This is a genomic window from Halovenus anhuiensis, from assembly GCF_037080055.1.
Taxonomy (GTDB): domain Archaea; phylum Halobacteriota; class Halobacteria; order Halobacteriales; family Haloarculaceae; genus Halovenus.
Window position 1 is genome coordinate 113,846 of record NZ_JBAOJI010000002.1, and the last position, 15,200, is coordinate 129,045.

At 62.1% G+C, this 15,200-nt stretch carries 12 protein-coding genes and 1 pseudogene; 4 read left to right on the top strand and 9 right to left on the bottom strand.

The genetic code is table 11. The features are described from left to right. Nucleotides 1–4: 4 nt before the first annotated feature. The 5 genes and pseudogenes from V8P86_RS06400 to V8P86_RS06420 form a co-directional block, all read right to left on the bottom strand. A complete protein-coding gene (locus V8P86_RS06400; RefSeq protein ID WP_336326421.1) occupies nt 5–874 on the bottom strand; it encodes an HVO_0234 family beta-propeller protein in 870 nt (289 codons plus the stop codon). 2 nt (nt 875–876) lie between these two features. Continuing rightward, nucleotides 877–2,214, bottom strand: a complete 1,338-nt coding sequence (hemL, locus tag V8P86_RS06405; RefSeq protein WP_336326422.1) for a glutamate-1-semialdehyde 2,1-aminomutase — start codon at nt 2,212–2,214, stop codon at nt 877–879. 44 nt (nt 2,215–2,258) lie between these two features. Continuing rightward, nucleotides 2,259–3,611 carry an ABC transporter substrate-binding protein gene (locus tag V8P86_RS06410; protein ID WP_336326423.1) on the bottom strand — a complete coding sequence of 451 codons (1,353 nt, stop codon included), beginning with the start codon at nt 3,609–3,611 and terminating at the stop codon, nt 2,259–2,261. A 124-nt stretch (nt 3,612–3,735) separates the two neighbouring features. Continuing rightward, nucleotides 3,736–5,448: an ammonium transporter gene (locus V8P86_RS06415; RefSeq protein WP_336326424.1), complete on the bottom strand. Its 1,713-nt coding sequence runs from the start codon at nt 5,446–5,448 to the stop codon at nt 3,736–3,738. A 436-nt stretch (nt 5,449–5,884) separates the two neighbouring features. Continuing rightward, nucleotides 5,885–6,286, bottom strand: a pseudogene (locus V8P86_RS06420) (P-II family nitrogen regulator); the annotation flags it as partial. Nucleotides 6,287–6,774: 488 nt separating this feature from the next. Here V8P86_RS06420 and V8P86_RS06425 point away from each other — a divergent pair. Next, nucleotides 6,775–8,343, top strand: coding sequence for a methyl-accepting chemotaxis protein (locus V8P86_RS06425; protein WP_336326426.1), 1,569 nt, complete (start codon nt 6,775–6,777; stop codon nt 8,341–8,343). Nucleotides 8,344–8,345: 2 nt separating this feature from the next. Continuing rightward, nucleotides 8,346–9,401: an ATP-binding protein gene (locus V8P86_RS06430; RefSeq protein WP_336326427.1), complete on the top strand. Its 1,056-nt coding sequence runs from the start codon at nt 8,346–8,348 to the stop codon at nt 9,399–9,401. An 8-nt stretch (nt 9,402–9,409) separates the two neighbouring features. On the opposite strand, the gene V8P86_RS06435 is transcribed toward V8P86_RS06430, so the two are convergent. Genes V8P86_RS06435 through V8P86_RS06445 form a run of 3 tightly spaced genes read right to left on the bottom strand, consistent with a single transcriptional unit; the run spans nt 9,410 to nt 11,954 of the window. Further along, nucleotides 9,410–10,234, bottom strand: a complete 825-nt coding sequence (locus V8P86_RS06435; protein WP_336326428.1) for an SDR family oxidoreductase — start codon at nt 10,232–10,234, stop codon at nt 9,410–9,412. A gap of 56 nt (nt 10,235–10,290) precedes the next feature. After that, on the bottom strand, nt 10,291–11,016 hold the full coding sequence (locus tag V8P86_RS06440; protein WP_336326429.1) for an endonuclease V: 726 nt from the start codon (nt 11,014–11,016) through the stop codon (nt 10,291–10,293). Between the two features lie 2 nt (nt 11,017–11,018). Then, nucleotides 11,019–11,954, bottom strand: coding sequence for a rhomboid family intramembrane serine protease (locus V8P86_RS06445; RefSeq protein WP_336326430.1), 936 nt, complete (start codon nt 11,952–11,954; stop codon nt 11,019–11,021). A 179-nt stretch (nt 11,955–12,133) separates the two neighbouring features. On the opposite strand from V8P86_RS06445, the gene mptA reads away from it, so the two are divergent. Beyond that, nucleotides 12,134–13,072, top strand: a complete 939-nt coding sequence (mptA, locus tag V8P86_RS06450) for a GTP cyclohydrolase MptA (RefSeq protein ID WP_336326431.1) — start codon at nt 12,134–12,136, stop codon at nt 13,070–13,072. Nucleotides 13,073–13,173: 101 nt separating this feature from the next. Beyond that, nucleotides 13,174–14,046: a DUF6159 family protein gene (locus tag V8P86_RS06455; protein WP_336326432.1), complete on the top strand. Its 873-nt coding sequence runs from the start codon at nt 13,174–13,176 to the stop codon at nt 14,044–14,046. Nucleotides 14,047–14,165: 119 nt separating this feature from the next. Here V8P86_RS06455 and V8P86_RS06460 read toward each other — a convergent pair whose 3' ends face one another. Next, complete coding sequence (locus V8P86_RS06460; protein WP_336326433.1) at nt 14,166–15,086, bottom strand: sulfite exporter TauE/SafE family protein; 921 nt, start codon at nt 15,084–15,086, stop codon at nt 14,166–14,168. Between the last annotated feature and the right edge of the window lie 114 nt (nt 15,087–15,200).

Below are 15,200 nucleotides of genomic sequence, written 5' to 3' on the forward strand. Positions count from 1 at the left end.
CTCCCTACTCCCGCAGTGCGAGAAAACTCGTCACGTCGCGCAGTCCAATAGCCTGTGACCGCCAGCCACCGTGGCCGTCGTGGGTCACGCCGGGATCCGCCGCGACGTGGACCGTTCCCTCGGTGTCGATCACTGCCAGCGTCTGCCCGTACGCGAGCAGGTGTGGCTCCGTACCCGGCAGGGAGAGTTCGGTCCACCCCTCACCATCGCGTTCGAGGAGTCGTCCGTCGACGACTGCGTGCGCTCGCTCGCCGTCCGCGACGACGGCCGTGGCGTCGCCCTCGTACACACGCTCCCAGTCGCCCTCGCGGTTCTCGTAGATTCCGTCTGCCGCCGCGGCCAGTGCGCCGTCGGGAGAGAGATCACGCACGTCGCTCAGGCCAACTGCTTCGAGATCCTCGCCGACCCGGAGAAGTTCCGCCGCGGCCAGCAGGTTCCCCACGAAGCGCTGCGGATCGTCTACACTCCCGACCGTCTCCCAGTCCTCGGCGGTTGCATCGGCGAGTCCGCCGGTTCGGTCCAGTCGGGCAACTCGCTCGGAATCCGCCGCGTAGACCCATTTGCCGTCGATGCCGACGGCCGCGGCGGGGCCGAATCTGAGCGACTGGAGTCCGTCGCCAGTTCTGCGCGAGACAGCTTCGTCGGTGGCGACGATCACTGTCTGCCCGTCGGTGGCGAGTCCGTGGACCGTCCCGCGGTCGAGCAGCGAGAACTGACCGACCTGTGCGGCGGCCACGTCGATCCGAGTCACGCCGAGACCGCTGCCAGCCAGCAGCGTCGTCTCCTCGCGCTTCTCGCCGAACAGCATCCGCTCGTCGTCTGCGTTGTCGCCCTCTACCTCGTCTCCGTCGTCGTCTGGTTCGAGTTCTGTCATGGCTACAGGACGGCCTTGTACGCTTCCAGCGCCGTCTCGATATCCGACTCTGTATGCGCGTCACAGATAAATTGTGACTCGAACTGGTTCGCTGTGAGAAAGACCCCCGCATCTTTCATACCCTGCCAGAACAGCCGCTCCCAGCGGTCTGTCTCGGTCTGTTTCACGTCCATGCCGTTTTTGGGACAGTGATCGTACCGCGGGCAGGATTCCCGCTGCTTACAGCCTGCCTCGCAGTGACCGTCGCGGCTGTCGGGTCCTTCTCGGGTGAAGACAGTCTTGAACATGCTGTCCGTCCCGACGACGGTGTAGTTCGGTGCCTGGTCTTCGATGATGTCCGTCAGCCCCGACCGCAGTTTTCGGCCGAGTTCGTTGACGTGGTCGTAGACGTCGTTCTCGGCGGCGTACCGCAGCGTTTCGAGTCCAGCGGCCATTGTCACCGGATGACCGGAGAAAGTGCCGGACTGGAAGACATCGCCAGCAGGTGTGAAATTCTCGATGATTTCCGAGCGACCGCCGATAGCGCCGACCGGGAAGCCGCCGCCGACGATTTTTCCGAAGGTCGTGATGTCGGGCGTGACGCCGAGTTTCCCCTGGGCACACTGCAGTCCGCCGACGCGGAAGCCGGTGATGACCTCGTCGAAGATGAGGAGTGAACCGTGCTCTTCTGTCAGATCCCGCAGCGTCTCGTGATAGCCGTCGATGGGGTGGACGATGCCGTAGTTACCGAGAATTGGCTCGGTCATCACCGCCGCGATGTCCTCGCCGTGTTCCTCGAAAACCTCGTGAACTGCTTCTTCGTCGTTGAACGGCACCGTCAGGGTGTGTTCGGCGAAGGAGTCGGGAATGCCGGGACTCGATGGGTGGGTGTTCGTCCCCGAGCCTTCGACGAGGGTTGACTCCTGTGCGCCGTGGTAGCCGCCCTGCATGATGACGATTTTGTCCCGGCCCGTGTAGGCACGGGCGAGTCGGACCGCCGAGACGGTCGCCTCGGTGCCGCTGTTGACGAAGCGAGTCATCTCGACGCTCGGGACGTGACGAGCGACGAACTCGGCGAGTTCGACCTCGACCTCGGTCGGTGCGCCGTACATCGGCCCCTGACTGGCGTGCTGTTGGACCGCCGACTGGACCTGTTCGGGGAGGCTGTGGCCCAAAAGTAGCGGGCCGTAGCCCATCACGAAATCGAGGTACTTGTTGCCGTCAGCGTCGATGACGTGTCCGCCGTCGCCTCGCTCGATGAAGAAGGGATACGGCTGGTTCGCGCGGACTGAGGAATTGACGCCGCCGGGCAGAACGGAGAGCGCGCGGTCGTATAGCGACCGAGACTGCTCGTGGTTCATACTGAGGGATTTGGTCCGGGACAGAAAGAAGCTACCGTCCGCGATTACAGCTCGCAGTCGCTGGCTGGACTCTCCTCACAACTGTAGCTCACGTCGGCAACCTCGACGAGTTCGGTGTACTCGCCCGGATCCTGCTGGATTTCGGGCAGCCCCATGACGACGGGGACGGGCTGGATCGCCTGGTGATCGCAGGCCCGCAACTCGGCGCTGCCGGGACCGACGTTGTACTGCTGGCCTTCGAGCTCATCGATCACTGCGCCGGGGTCGGTGCTGCCCGCCCGTTCGACCGCCGCAGCGTACTGGTACAACTGGACGTAGGCGAGATGTGACAGTGCCGAGGGCATCTCTGGGACGCTCAGGTCGATGGAGAGATTGGCGTCCTGCCAGCTTTCGAGAAACCGGTTCGTGAACGGATCGTCGAGGTTGTGCGTCCACGGGACCGCCCCGAGGACGGGGTTGCCGTCGATAACCAGTGAGTCCCCGGCGTTGCGCAGCAGTTCGCGGGTCATCATCGGAACGATGGCCTGAATGTTGCTCTCCTCGCGCTTCGCTGCGAGGTCAGCGAGGTCCTGCAGCGCGATTGCGCCGTTGAGTCCGGTGAAATTCAGGACGATCACCGACACCTGCGTCTCCAGGACGCGTTCGAGGGTTTCGGTGTAGCTTCCGGCCCCGACCTGCGTCGCAAACGAGCGGTTCTCCCTGAGCCGCGAGTCGCTGCTCAGACCGTCCTCGGCGGCTTCGAGCAACTCTTCGCCGAACTCGCTTTCCGGGTACACCTGCGCGAAGGTACTCTGCTCGTCGGGCAGTTGCTTGGGAACCACCGTCCCGAGTGCGTCGGCGGCCAGCCGGGAGTTCTGGACGCCGTTGAATCCGTACTGCGAACACTGTCCGCCGCCCATCTCGGTGGTCGGCGTAAACCCACCCATGTAGATTGTCTCTTCCTCGCTCGCAACGCGTTGCAAGCCCAGTCCTTCTGCCGGCGAGGCCCCGCCTGCGAGTGCGATGACACCCTCCGAAGCGAGTTCGCTCGCACTCTGGCGGGCTCTCTCCTCCGTCGAGGCAGTGTTTCGGACCTCCAACTCGATGGTCTCACCGAGCAATCCACCGTCGAGTTCGCCGAGTGGGGGCTCGTACTCGCCGTCGGCTACCACCGGTCCGGCACCCTCGTTGATGTGCTGTGTGGCGAGGAGATAGCCGGCCTCCAGCAGTTTCCCCTCGTTCTCCCAGCGACCGTCGTCGGGTAGCCCGATCCCAATGACCGTCTCACGCTCCGACTCTTCGTCGCTATCGCCCGACAACACGCCACAGCCCGCCATCGAAACGGCCCCTGCAGTCCCCACTGCGCCGAGTACCGCCCGCCGCGATACCGACTCGACTCCTGTATTCTGGTCAGTCATTCCTGGCTACTACAACCGTATTACGTCCGTATTAATACCTTTTCCTTCGCTGGAACTGACTTTTTGTTGTAAAATAAAAAACCGCGAGTGACAAAGGAGCCGAAAAACTCAGCAGGGAGCCGCGTTAGACCGCTTCGGTGCCGCGTTTGCCGGTGCGGATCTGGAGTGCGTCCTCGACTGGCATCACGAAGACCTTACCGTCACCAGGCTCACCGGTGCTTGCAGCCTCCGAAATTGCCTTGACCACGTCTTCGGTCGGCACGTCGGCGACGACACACTCGATTTTGACTTTCTGGTGCAGATCGACGCTGTACTCCTCGCCGCGCCACTGGCCTTTCTTGGCTGGCTGTGAGCCACGGCCGGAGACGTTCGTGACCGTCAGCGACGGGGCCTCGGCTTCCGAGAGGCCTTGCTTCACGTCGCCGAGTTTGTCCGGGCGGATGTAGGCGACGACCATCTCGATACCGCTGCCGGCACCGCCGTCGGCTCGGAGGTCGTGGGTGTCGAGACCGCCGTCGGTCGCAACGCTCGGGTCACCGAATTCGGGGTAGGTCTCGACGCCGTGTTCGGCGATATCGAGTCCTTCGCGCTCGTGCTCTTGGGTGACACGAGCCTGGCCGACGGCTTTGAATGCGCCCCAGATGAGCGCCGTCGCGGTGACCGTCCAGATGGTGATCATGAAGACACCGAATGCCTGTGCGATGAACGCGTCGGCAATCGACACGCCTTCAGGAAGGCTCACTGCCACGAACGGGTACGCGAGCGTTCCGAGGACACCTGCGCTCCCGTGGACCGGGAAGACCGCACAGACGTCGTCGATCTTGAGCTTGTGCTGGACGAAGTCGAAGACGATCGGGAGCTGAACGCCGGCAAGCGTACCGACGAGCAGGGCGCCCCACCAAGTCGTCGTGTTCGGGATCGCCGTGATGCCGACGAGGCCGGCGAGCAGACCGTTCGCGACGTACAGGGTGTCGACTTTGCCGTTTTTGAGTACCGAAACCGTTCCGGCACCAACCGCACCCATCGCCATCGCCAGCGTCGTCGTCATCACGACACGACCGAGCGCTTCGCCGTTTGCGGTGATCGCTGCGATCGTCTCACCCTCACCAGGCAGGCCGATTCCTGCGGCCGTCCCGACGTTGAAGCCGTACCAGCCGAAGGCGAGGATGAGCGTTCCCAGCACCGCGAACGTCAGCGAGTGACCCGGGATGATGTTCGCGCTTCCATCGCTATCGTATTTATCCATCCGCGGACCGAGAATCCAGGCTGCCGTCAGCCCGGCAATCCCGCCCATGCCGTGAACGATCATACCGCCTGCGAAGTCAGCAAAACCAGTGCCCGTTACCTCTTCGATGAGGCTTACCTCCGGCGTCCAAGTCATCGCAATGACCATCGGGTAAATGACCGCCGCGAGCAGGAACGTGTACGTAACGTACGCACGAAGCTTCGCACGTCCCGCCACTGCTCCGGAAACGATCGTCGCTGCCGTCATCGCGAACACAGCGCCGTAGACCCAGCTGATGTAATCGACGGCTGCGTCACCCTGGAACGGGGCGCTGAATCCGCCACCGGTAAACGCACTCGCGAGTCCGGCACCGAGCACGAAGAACACTACGACACCGACACTCCAGGTGAGCAGGTTCTTCGTCAACTGGTTGGCGACGTTTTTCGAGCGAACCTGACCCGACTCCAGCATCGCGAAGCCTGCGTGCATGAAGAAGATCAGGAACGACACTGTGAGGACCCACGTCTGGTTGACTGCCGTCGCAACCTCACCCACCGCCGTCTGCGTTTCACCGAGCGATACTCCCGTTTCGAGTAGGACTGACCCTATCATTGTTTGCTAATCTCCGGTTTGTTTGCGAAGCTGTCCAACAAATTCCGATATTGGCACGTGTTTGTAATTCGGATCACGCCAGAGTGTGTGCAATCCCGACATATAAGGGTTGGCTTGACAATGTCGCTATTTCCGCGTATAATTTGGATAAACACTCAGTATTGCCTACGATACAATGTATATAAGGTTATTTACTGTACAGAAATCCGGCCATATGTTCGTTACTTTCGGACGATTGTCTACTCCGATTTCTCCGCAAGTGCCGGTTGAGGGCCGCTCGCGCGCTCCCGCCCGGTTCTATTCACTCACCTGACACAGATAGCAGTGCTCTCCGCCCGGCAGTGAGGACGCAGCGGCCCGCTACTGTCCGAGATTGGCTGCTCTCGCGCGTTATTCGACGTTCGTCCCGCCACTGGGCGCAAAAATGGGTGTGTATTCAGACTGCTTCGGTGCCGCGTTTGCCGGTGCGGATCTGGAGTGCTTCTGTCACGGGCATGACGAAGATCTTGCCGTCTCCGGGCTCGCCAGTCCGTGCCGCGTCGGCGATGGCTTCGACGACATTCTTGGTCGGCACGTCGGCGACGACACACTCGATTTTGACTTTCTGGTGCAGATCGACTGTATACTCTTCACCGCGCCACTGGCCTTTCTTAGCCGGTTGTGAGCCGCGGCCGGAGACGTTGGTGACCGTCAGCGACGGGGCCTCGGCTTCCGAGAGGCCTTGCTTCACGTCGCCGAGTTTGTCCGGGCGGATGTAGGCGACGACCATCTCGATTGGCGTCCCGCCGTCCGGTCGCAGGTCGCAGGTATCCAGTCCGCCGTCTGTAAGGGCTGTCGGGGACTGCCGATTCGTTCTCGTTTGCTGCTGGTCGGCTGTCCTTCGATCGAGGAGCGTCTGACAACCGACTACCGCGAGTACTGTCCAGAGTGTCCCACCGAAAAGCACGGTTCCCAGCACCAGCGGATCCGCTGTCCCAACTCCGCTTATGAGTCGTTGTATCATTGTGTAGTCTCGCTCGTTAGTCTACCGATCTGTTCACTATTTGGTCCTGTTCTCCTCGTTTCATTGTCCTATTCGCGTGATAGTTGTATCTTCCTGTACGCATAAACATTTGCCCGGCCTGTTGCTGTCCGGCGATTTCTGGATGCCAGGGGCGACTCACTCTCGACGCTCCTGTCGACTGGCGTGAAAAGTACTGTATAAGGTCCGTATTATTGAATTGAGGAAACCGTTAAAACAGTATGGAGATTGAAAACGAATACAGGCAAAATCGAGACAATGTTGGCACAATATCCAATCAGTACCGATATTGGTTACTAATCAGTATGCACGATCGTAGTTCAGCGCACATTGACGACTCGGATCGGCGAACGTTGGTGAACGCACAGGGAGCAGTCCAGGTCGTCCGGACGACATCCGAATCGGTCGACGACCGGCTGCAGCGGCTGCTCACTCGCGCGGACGACCAGGAGGGTGAACTGACGGAGGTTGCGGATGCAGTCTCCGAACTGAGCGCCACCATCGAAGAAATCGCGGCCAGTGCCGAACAGGTCGACAACCGCTCGGCAGAGGCCGCAGATCGCGTCTCGGACGGACACGAATCTGCGACGCAGGCGATGGACCGAATGGACGGCATTCAGACGACCATGGCCTCCGTCCAGACGGAACTCGATTCCTTGCTCGATCAGATCGACGAGATCGAATCCGCACTCGCGGGTATCACCCGGATCGCCGAGCAGACGAACATGCTCGCGTTGAACGCCTCGATTGAGGCTGCCCGGGCGGGTGACGACAGCGACGGATTCGCGGTCGTCGCCGACGAGATCGAATCGCTCGCCGCCGAATCACAGGAGCGAGCAGACGAGATCGATGCGATCCTGACCGACGTTCGCTCGGCAGCCGACGCGACCAACTCCGAACTCGATGCCGCACTCTCGGAAGTCACAGAGAGTACGGACGAAGTCGAACACGCTCTCGACCAGCTCGCGGCTGTCGCCGACGCCGTCGACGAAACTGCCAGCGATGTGAGCTCGGTCTCCGATGCGACGGACGAACAGGCCCGCGTCAGCCAGAGCGTCATGGACCGCTGCACGACCGCCGCGGACCAGGCGACCGAGATGACCGAGACCGTCCGCGATATCGACGCCTTCCGCGCCGAACAGACGGTGATGCTCGAAGAGATCGACGGCGCGCTCACCGAGGCGACGCCGACGCTTTCGGTCGAAGAGATCGACCGGATCCCGACCGGTGTCGAGCCCCTCGACGACGCCACCGACGGCGGCCTGCTTACCGGCGGGCAGAGCGTCCTCCAGCACGACACGAACGCTGTCGATGTCGTCGCGACGCTGTGTGGCTCTGCGCTGGCGGCCGGCTACGCCGTCTCGCTGATGCCGCCGGAATCCATGTCCCGCTCGCTGCTCGCCGACGGGCTGGACAGTTACGACGTCTCGCTCTCGCAGGCGCTCGACGGCAACCGCCTGTTCATCCTCGATATGTTCGACGAGTGGCGCGGTTCGTACAACGTCTTCGACGTTCGCTCGCGCTCGCTTGGCGCGGTTAACAGCGAGACAGCGAATCGACGCGACCAGCCGCTTTTGATCGTCGGCAACATCGCCGGCGAGATTGCCGTCCTCGGCGAAGAGGCCGCCCGCGAGGCCCGATACGAGAACGACTCGACGGTGTTTGCACCGTCAGATACGGTCTGTAACGTGGTCGACGAGCGGACCGTCGACGAGACGTTCGGTGCCTTCTACGCCGGTGCCGCCGATCAGGTGCTCGAACTGACCGGCGCCGACGGGAACCGGGAAATTGCCCTTCGCAGTTCGCCGACGGGTTCGACCCCGCCGCGTTCGCTGGCCGCCACCAGCACGGCTGTCTCGAAACTCGGGGACTGATCATGTCCCCGGAATACACACACGACCGGCATCCAGACACCAGTACGGCCAGCGGTGCCTCTGATCGCTTCGGCCACCTCTTCGATCTGATCGGCGACGCCGTCGTCGAGATCGAACTCGTCGACACGACGCCTGTCGTCCGCGCGGTTAATCCGGCCTTCGAGGACATTTTCGGCTACGACGAGCGCACCGTTCTCGGCGAATCACTCAACGAGTTCATCGTTCCCGACAGTCACTCCACCGACGCGGACTCCTTCGACGAACGGACTGCCGCCGGCAAGCCGAACCACGCGATCGTTCGTCGCCAGACCGCGACCGGTGTTCGGGAGTTTCTCTACCGCGGTGTGCCGTACGAGGGACCGAACGACCACCGCTTCGGCTTCGCGATCTACTCCGATATCACCGAACAGCGGACCTACGAGCGGCACATCCAGGTCATCCACCGGATCCTCCGGCACAACCTTCGCAACGAACTCTCGGTGATCATGGGGGCCGCTCAGTTGCTCGAAACCGAGACGAACCGCGAAGACATCGAGCGGCGAGCGGCTCAAATCACTAGGCACGCTCACGAACTCGCAAGTCTCGGCAAGGAAGCACAGACGCTCGAACGCATCCTCACCGAGGATCGCCACCCCGAACCGGTCGATGTCGTCCCGATGTGTGTCGAGGCGGCCGACGCCGTCGCCGAGCGAACGACCGGAACGATCGATCTCGATGTCCCCGAGCAACTCCGAGTCACCGGCGTCCCCGAACTCGTCACGGCGATCGAAGCGCTGGTCGAAAACGGGATCGTTCACAATGACGGTGATCCGGTCGTCTGCGTCGACGCCCACTACGAGCCCAAACGCACAGTCGTCGAAATCGCCGACAACGGCCCCGGAATCCCGGCATCTGAACGCGGGCCGGTCTTCGACCGCGGCGATATCACTCAGCTCCAGCACGGCACCGGGCTCGGCCTCTGGCTCGCTCGCTGTACCGTCGAGGTCTGTGACGGCCGTCTCGAATACGACCGAGCGGATGGCTGGACGGTCGTCCGGATGGTGCTTCGTCCGGCCTGAGCCGCCGATCAGAATAGTTTCCGGACGAACCTGAAGATCCCGTCACGCAGGCGATCCGGGAGGTACCGCGTGTACGCCGAGAGCTTCGCGAACTGGCCGACCGGATACCGCGGTTCCGGGTCGCTGAGCGAGGCGGCGTCGTGGATCACCGTCGCCACCTCCGCCGGTTCGAGCGCGAAGGGCAGCGAGTCGGAGGTCATCGTCGCGTCCTCGATGGCCTCGTAGACCCAGCCGTACTCGCGGGTCTGCGGTAGCTCGTCGAGTTCGGTCTCGGCACGGGAACTGAACTCTGTGGTGACGGGTCCGGGCTGGACGACCACCACGTCGATGCCCAGATCGTCGACTTCCGCCCGCAGGGAGTCACTCATCGCCTCCAGCGCGAACTTCGAGCCCGCATAGGGACCTGCACCGGGCGTCGAAATCTGGCCGTAGACACTGGAAACGTTGACGATGGTGCCGTCCTCCTGGGCGCGCATCATCGGCAGCACTTCGCGGGTGAGCCGATGCGGGCCGAAGACGTTCACGTCGAACTGCTCGCGGACTCGCTTCGTCGAGACATCTTCGAGGGGGCCGTACTGGGCGAAGCCGGCGTTGTTGACTAGACAATCGAGTCGGCCCATCTCCTCGTCGATGCGGTCGACGACCCGTTCGATGTCGTCCGGATTCGTCACGTCGAGTTCGGCCGTGTAACAGCCGGCTTCTTCGAGGTCAGCGATGTCCTCCTCGTCGCGCGCTGTCGCGTAGACCTTCCACTCCTCCTCGCGAAAGGCCTCGGCGCTGGCCCGACCGATCCCGGAGGAACAACCCGTAATGAGTACCGTCTTGTTCGGCATAGTCGGTCGGACGAACGGCAGATAGTTAATTACCTGCCATTTGGGGCTCCCTCTGGTCAACTCACGTCGGCGGCGTACGAATCTGCCAGCCGTGTCGGCTCCGGCAACTTGTACCCCGCCGAGCAGTTCGCGACGATATCCGTCGCCGTCTCGGCGCTCACGCGATGGCCGGGACTGACGTACAGCGGGTTGATGTACTGATTCCCGGAGTCGTACTGTCTGCTCTGGAAGGCGTGACCGATCACCGTCCCGATGGGTGCGGTCACCTCCTCGTCGGCCTCGATTGGGATTCTGGTACCCTCTGGGAGTGGATCGGCGAGCGATTCGGTGGGTCGGCCACAGAGGAGGTTCTTGGCGACGCCGATTGCCGGCACGTCGAGCATGACGCCGATGTGCGTCGCCAGTCCGGCCTCCCGGAAGTGAATTCGGCCGCTGCCGTCGAACAGCACGATGTCGGGATCGGTCTCCAGTTTCTCGAAGGCCGCGAGAATCGCCCCGCCCTCCCGGAAACTCAGCAGGCCGGGAATGTAGGGAATCTCCGTCTCGACGCGTGCATGGACGCGCTCGATGACGCTCTCGCCGCGGGTGACGACGATGGCGCTGGTCGCCATGTCGTCGGAAAAGCCCTGATCGACGCCAGCGACGAGCGTGTGTGGATCGAGCGGATCGATGGCCAGGTCGTCCGAGAAGGTTGCTGTCTCCGCAATCTCCCGCTGGAGGATTTCCATCTCTTCGCGGGAGAGGGACGGATCGGGTGCGAATTCAGGACGAACTGGCTCCATTGTTAGAAGGGACCGCGCCCGCCACCGCGACCGGGGCCACCCGGACCACCGGGGCCGCCCGGACCGCCGCCGCCGCCGAAGCGGACCTGTTGGGGAATCCGTACTCTGTCCTTGACTCGCTTGCCGTAGGCCAGTCCGATGAGCACACCGACGAGGTGGGCCGCGTGAGCAATTCCGTACGCGCCGGGACTACCGATCGCCACGAACAACGCGCTGATGACGACCGTGCCGCCTGTAATTACCCAGATCGGTGCTGGGATGATGAAGTAGAGATAGACGGTCAGATTGGGGTTCATGATCGTCAGCACGCCCATCAGCGCCAGTGCCGCCCCACTTGCCCCGACGACGCCGGGGCCGAGTGGTTCCAGGCCGATTACCGCCGGAGCGATCTGTGCGAGGCCCGCGAGGACACCGCTGCCGAGAAACAGCGCTGCGAACTGTTTGGAGCCGATATACTGCTCGACCAACCGGCCGAAGAAGAAAATAACGAGACTATTGACGAAGATGTGAAGAGCACCGCCGTGTGCGAAAACGGATGTCACCCACGTCCAGACGTAGAAGGGATTCGCCGGCGAGAGGACGAACAGCGTCTCCACAGCGGCCCGACCGGCCACCGCGCCGATGATCACCTGTAGCGCGAAGGTGATCCACATCAAGCCGAGGAAGACGAACGTCATGTTTCCCCGGAAGTACGCGAGCGGTCCCCCCGGACCGGTGTCGATGCCGAGGCGGTCGGCGATGCCGGCGTTGCCGGATTGGCTGCTGTTGACACTCTCCTCGAAGCCGCTGTCGAAGACGGGACCGGACTGCTCCCAGTTGTCCAGTCCCGGACAATCGTGTGATTCGGGCAGGCGGTGATCTCCGCAGTACGTGCCGCCGCAGTGGCGACAGTTGTACGGCATACTCTCTTCCTCGCCGCAGATATCACACTCTGCCATCGGTTGCCCTTCGGACGGCAATTGCAAATGAATTGTGCTTGAGGAGTCGCGGGGCGCGTGGCCTATCCGGTGAACCGATGACTCGCGAGACGAACAGGTCGAAAGTTCTCTGTTCGATTCCCAAACCAACGTTGACGGAAGCGAAAGCACTAACCCGTTTTCTCCCATAATACTGTTCGATGAGTCAGCAATTGCCGGACGTGCAGGCCTCCAGTCCCGAGGTCACTGTTGGACTCAACCGCGTTGGTGTCACAGGCGTCGAGAAACTCGTCAAGGTTGCCCGGCCGGAGAAACGGCCGATCATCCTCATGGCTGAGTTCGAGGTCTTCGTCGACCTCCCATCTTGGCGAAAAGGCGCCGACATGAGTCGCAATATGGAGGTCATCGACGAGACGCTCGAAGAAGCCGTCAGCGAACCGACCTACCGCGTCGAGGATGTCTGTGGGGATACAGCCGAACGACTACTGGACAAACACGATTACACCACCAAAGCCGAGGTGCGGATGGAAGCCGAGTACGTCATCCGAGAGGAGACACCCGAGAGCGGGCGTCCAACCCAGAGTTCGGCCGACATCATCGCCGCTGCGACGGCGACCGAAGAAGAGGGAACGACCGAGAAAATCGGCGCTCGCGTGACGGGGATGACCGTCTGTCCGTGCTCACAGGGGATGTCCGCGAGTCGCGCTCGCGAGACGCTTCGCGGTCTGGATGTCGACGACGAGACCATCGACCAGTTCCTCGAAGAGGCCCCACAACCGGGTCACTCCCAGCGCGGCCACGCCACGCTCACCGTCGAGAGTTCCGGCGCGCCGGAAGTCGACCTCCACGATCTGATCGAGGTCGCCCGTGACTCGATGAGCGCCCGCATCTACAACATGGCCAAACGTCCCGATGAGGACCACATGACCTACCAGTCCCACCAGAACGCCAAGTTCGTCGAGGACTGTGTTCGGGCGATGGCCGAAGGCATCGTCGACGAGTTCCCGGATCTCCCGGACGACGCCGTCGTAACGATGAAACAGTCCAACGACGAGTCGATCCACCAGCACAACGCCCACGCTGAGCGAGTCGCCGAACTCGGGACGCTGCGAACGGAAGTCAACGGCAATACCAACTGACCACGACCGAAGTTGTTTCTGTACTAAAATATTGTGCACTGTTCGCGACTCGGAAGCCGACCCGATCTTTAAGTAGGATAGATAGACAACACTTCCCTACAATGGGTATCTTCCGTCGGTTCAAGATCGGATTCGGGATGGCACGTCGGAGCGGCCGCGTGCTCCGTGCACACCCGAAACTGCTGGTCTTCCCGCTGGTCGGCGGGATTTCGGGTATCGCTTTTCTCGTGACGCTGTTCGGGAGTCTGTTCCTCGCGGACTCGCTGCTGGAAGGGGGGTCGGTGGTCTACGTCGCGCTGTTCGCCGCCTACCTCGTCGAGACGTTCATCGCGTCGTTCTTTACAGCGGCGCTTGTCGCCGCAACGCGCACCGTTTTCGAGGGCGGCGAGCCCTCGATCCGTGGTGCATTAGCAACCGCGTGGGAGCGGAAACTCCCGATTTTAATCTGGTCGGTCATCGCCGCGACCGTGGGGGTACTCATCCGCATGATCGAGTCGCAGGACAACTTCGTCGCACAGATCATCGCGGGCATCTTCGCGGTGGCGTGGAGCGTGATGACCTACTTCGTCGTTCCGGTGATCGTCTTCCGTGATCCGTCTGCGGTGGAGATGCTCAAAGAGAGCGGGCGGACCTTCAAAGACACGTGGGGAGAGTCACTCGGTGCGATGGGTGCGATCGATATTATCACCGTGCTGCTCGCCATCGTCGCAGTCGCCCTCGGTGGCCTCACGTTCGTTGCCACCGCTGGACTCGGGGCGGTCCAACTGCTGGCGACGGTGTTGATCGGCGGGACCGCGCTCATCTTCGCTCTGCTGTTGGGCAAGACACTCAGCGGCATCGCCAAAACCGCGCTGTACGTCTACACGACCGATAGCGCCGCACCGGAGCATTTCGAGGATATGGATTTCAGCACCGTCGGCGGTACCGACTCGGCGTCCACGGGTCGATTTACCGGCGGGAACGGTCGGATCTGACTCCCGCCGCGGCGATCACTATAATCGCCGTTTAACTCTGCACAACAGCAATACCCTGCTGTCCCGACCGCTTGGGTATGCAACGACCGTTCTCCGGCGAGGAAGCCTCGCTGGCGTAATCACAACAGCGCGGGAATTGTGTTTCTGAAGATGTTGAGCGAGATGACGAACAAAAGCGCCACGACGAACCAGTTGAATTTCTCCTCGTCGACTTCGAGTCGACGGAGATACGTTCCGATGAGCAGGCCGACGATGGTCACGACGGCGATGATCGACCCGAGCCACAGCCGATAGGTCGTCAGCAGATCGGTGAACAGCGCCATCTGGACGATCCGGACGGTGAATATCGTCCCCAACACCATCGAGAGGCCGCCGATGTATCGCTCGGTGTCACGCTCGAAGGTGTGGAAATACGCCGGCAGCAGCGGGCCGAGATTGGCAACAGCGAGCAGGAAGCCCTGCAGGAATCCGGCCGTCCCGAGCGCGACGGGATTGTGCGTCTGCTCGACGGTCACGAATCCCTGCCCGACCTGAAACAGCACGTACCCGAAGATCACGACGCCGATCAGAAACGGAACGATCGGACCGGCACTAAACTCGGCGAGAAAGCTGACGCCGAGGACGGACCCGACGACGGCCAACAGCAGAAGCGCCCACTCCTCGCGGACGAAGGCCAGTCCGGTATCGGTCTCGCCGATCTGGAACATGTTGAGCATCCACGGCGGAATTGCCAGCACGACGACGGCGAGGGTCGGATCGATCACCGACGCGAAAATCGGCGTCGTGACGATTGCGTAGCCGAACCCGACCATCCCCTTGATGATCCCCGCGAGGATTGCGACGAGCAAAAAGAGCACGAGGAGCCCACTCGAAATCTCCGACTGGAGGCCCTGGCTCAGATTCCCGAACCCGGGAAAGAAGACGATTGAACTCGCGACGACTGCGACCGTTGCGAAGACCATAATTACCTCTCGATACTGGAACGCAACGAAATTCGAGACGAACTGCGCCGGATCGATCCGTGGCTCTTGTGAACTCATACTCTCCTCTGCGGGGCTTCCATCTTCCACAGCCTACCGGTCCACGGTACATTCGAGTTCTCTTAGCGGCGACAGGGGCGCCCGTCGCAGTCGCTGTTCACTCGCGAAAATCAC

What these genes read in the sequence shown, in the direction of transcription:
- V8P86_RS06400 (WP_336326421.1), bottom strand. Translation starts at nt 874, where the DNA reads ATGACAGAACTCGAACCAGACGACGACGGAGACGAGGTAGAGGGCGAC.
- hemL (WP_336326422.1), bottom strand. Translation starts at nt 2,214, where the DNA reads ATGAACCACGAGCAGTCTCGGTCGCTATACGACCGCGCGCTCTCCGTT.
- V8P86_RS06410 (WP_336326423.1), bottom strand. Translation starts at nt 3,611, where the DNA reads ATGACTGACCAGAATACAGGAGTCGAGTCGGTATCGCGGCGGGCGGTA.
- V8P86_RS06415 (WP_336326424.1), bottom strand. Translation starts at nt 5,448, where the DNA reads ATGATAGGGTCAGTCCTACTCGAAACGGGAGTATCGCTCGGTGAAACG.
- V8P86_RS06425 (WP_336326426.1), top strand. Translation starts at nt 6,775, where the DNA reads ATGCACGATCGTAGTTCAGCGCACATTGACGACTCGGATCGGCGAACG.
- V8P86_RS06430 (WP_336326427.1), top strand. Translation starts at nt 8,346, where the DNA reads ATGTCCCCGGAATACACACACGACCGGCATCCAGACACCAGTACGGCC.
- V8P86_RS06435 (WP_336326428.1), bottom strand. Translation starts at nt 10,234, where the DNA reads ATGCCGAACAAGACGGTACTCATTACGGGTTGTTCCTCCGGGATCGGT.
- V8P86_RS06440 (WP_336326429.1), bottom strand. Translation starts at nt 11,016, where the DNA reads ATGGAGCCAGTTCGTCCTGAATTCGCACCCGATCCGTCCCTCTCCCGC.
- V8P86_RS06445 (WP_336326430.1), bottom strand. Translation starts at nt 11,954, where the DNA reads ATGGCAGAGTGTGATATCTGCGGCGAGGAAGAGAGTATGCCGTACAAC.
- mptA (WP_336326431.1), top strand. Translation starts at nt 12,134, where the DNA reads ATGAGTCAGCAATTGCCGGACGTGCAGGCCTCCAGTCCCGAGGTCACT.
- V8P86_RS06455 (WP_336326432.1), top strand. Translation starts at nt 13,174, where the DNA reads ATGGGTATCTTCCGTCGGTTCAAGATCGGATTCGGGATGGCACGTCGG.
- V8P86_RS06460 (WP_336326433.1), bottom strand. Translation starts at nt 15,086, where the DNA reads ATGAGTTCACAAGAGCCACGGATCGATCCGGCGCAGTTCGTCTCGAAT.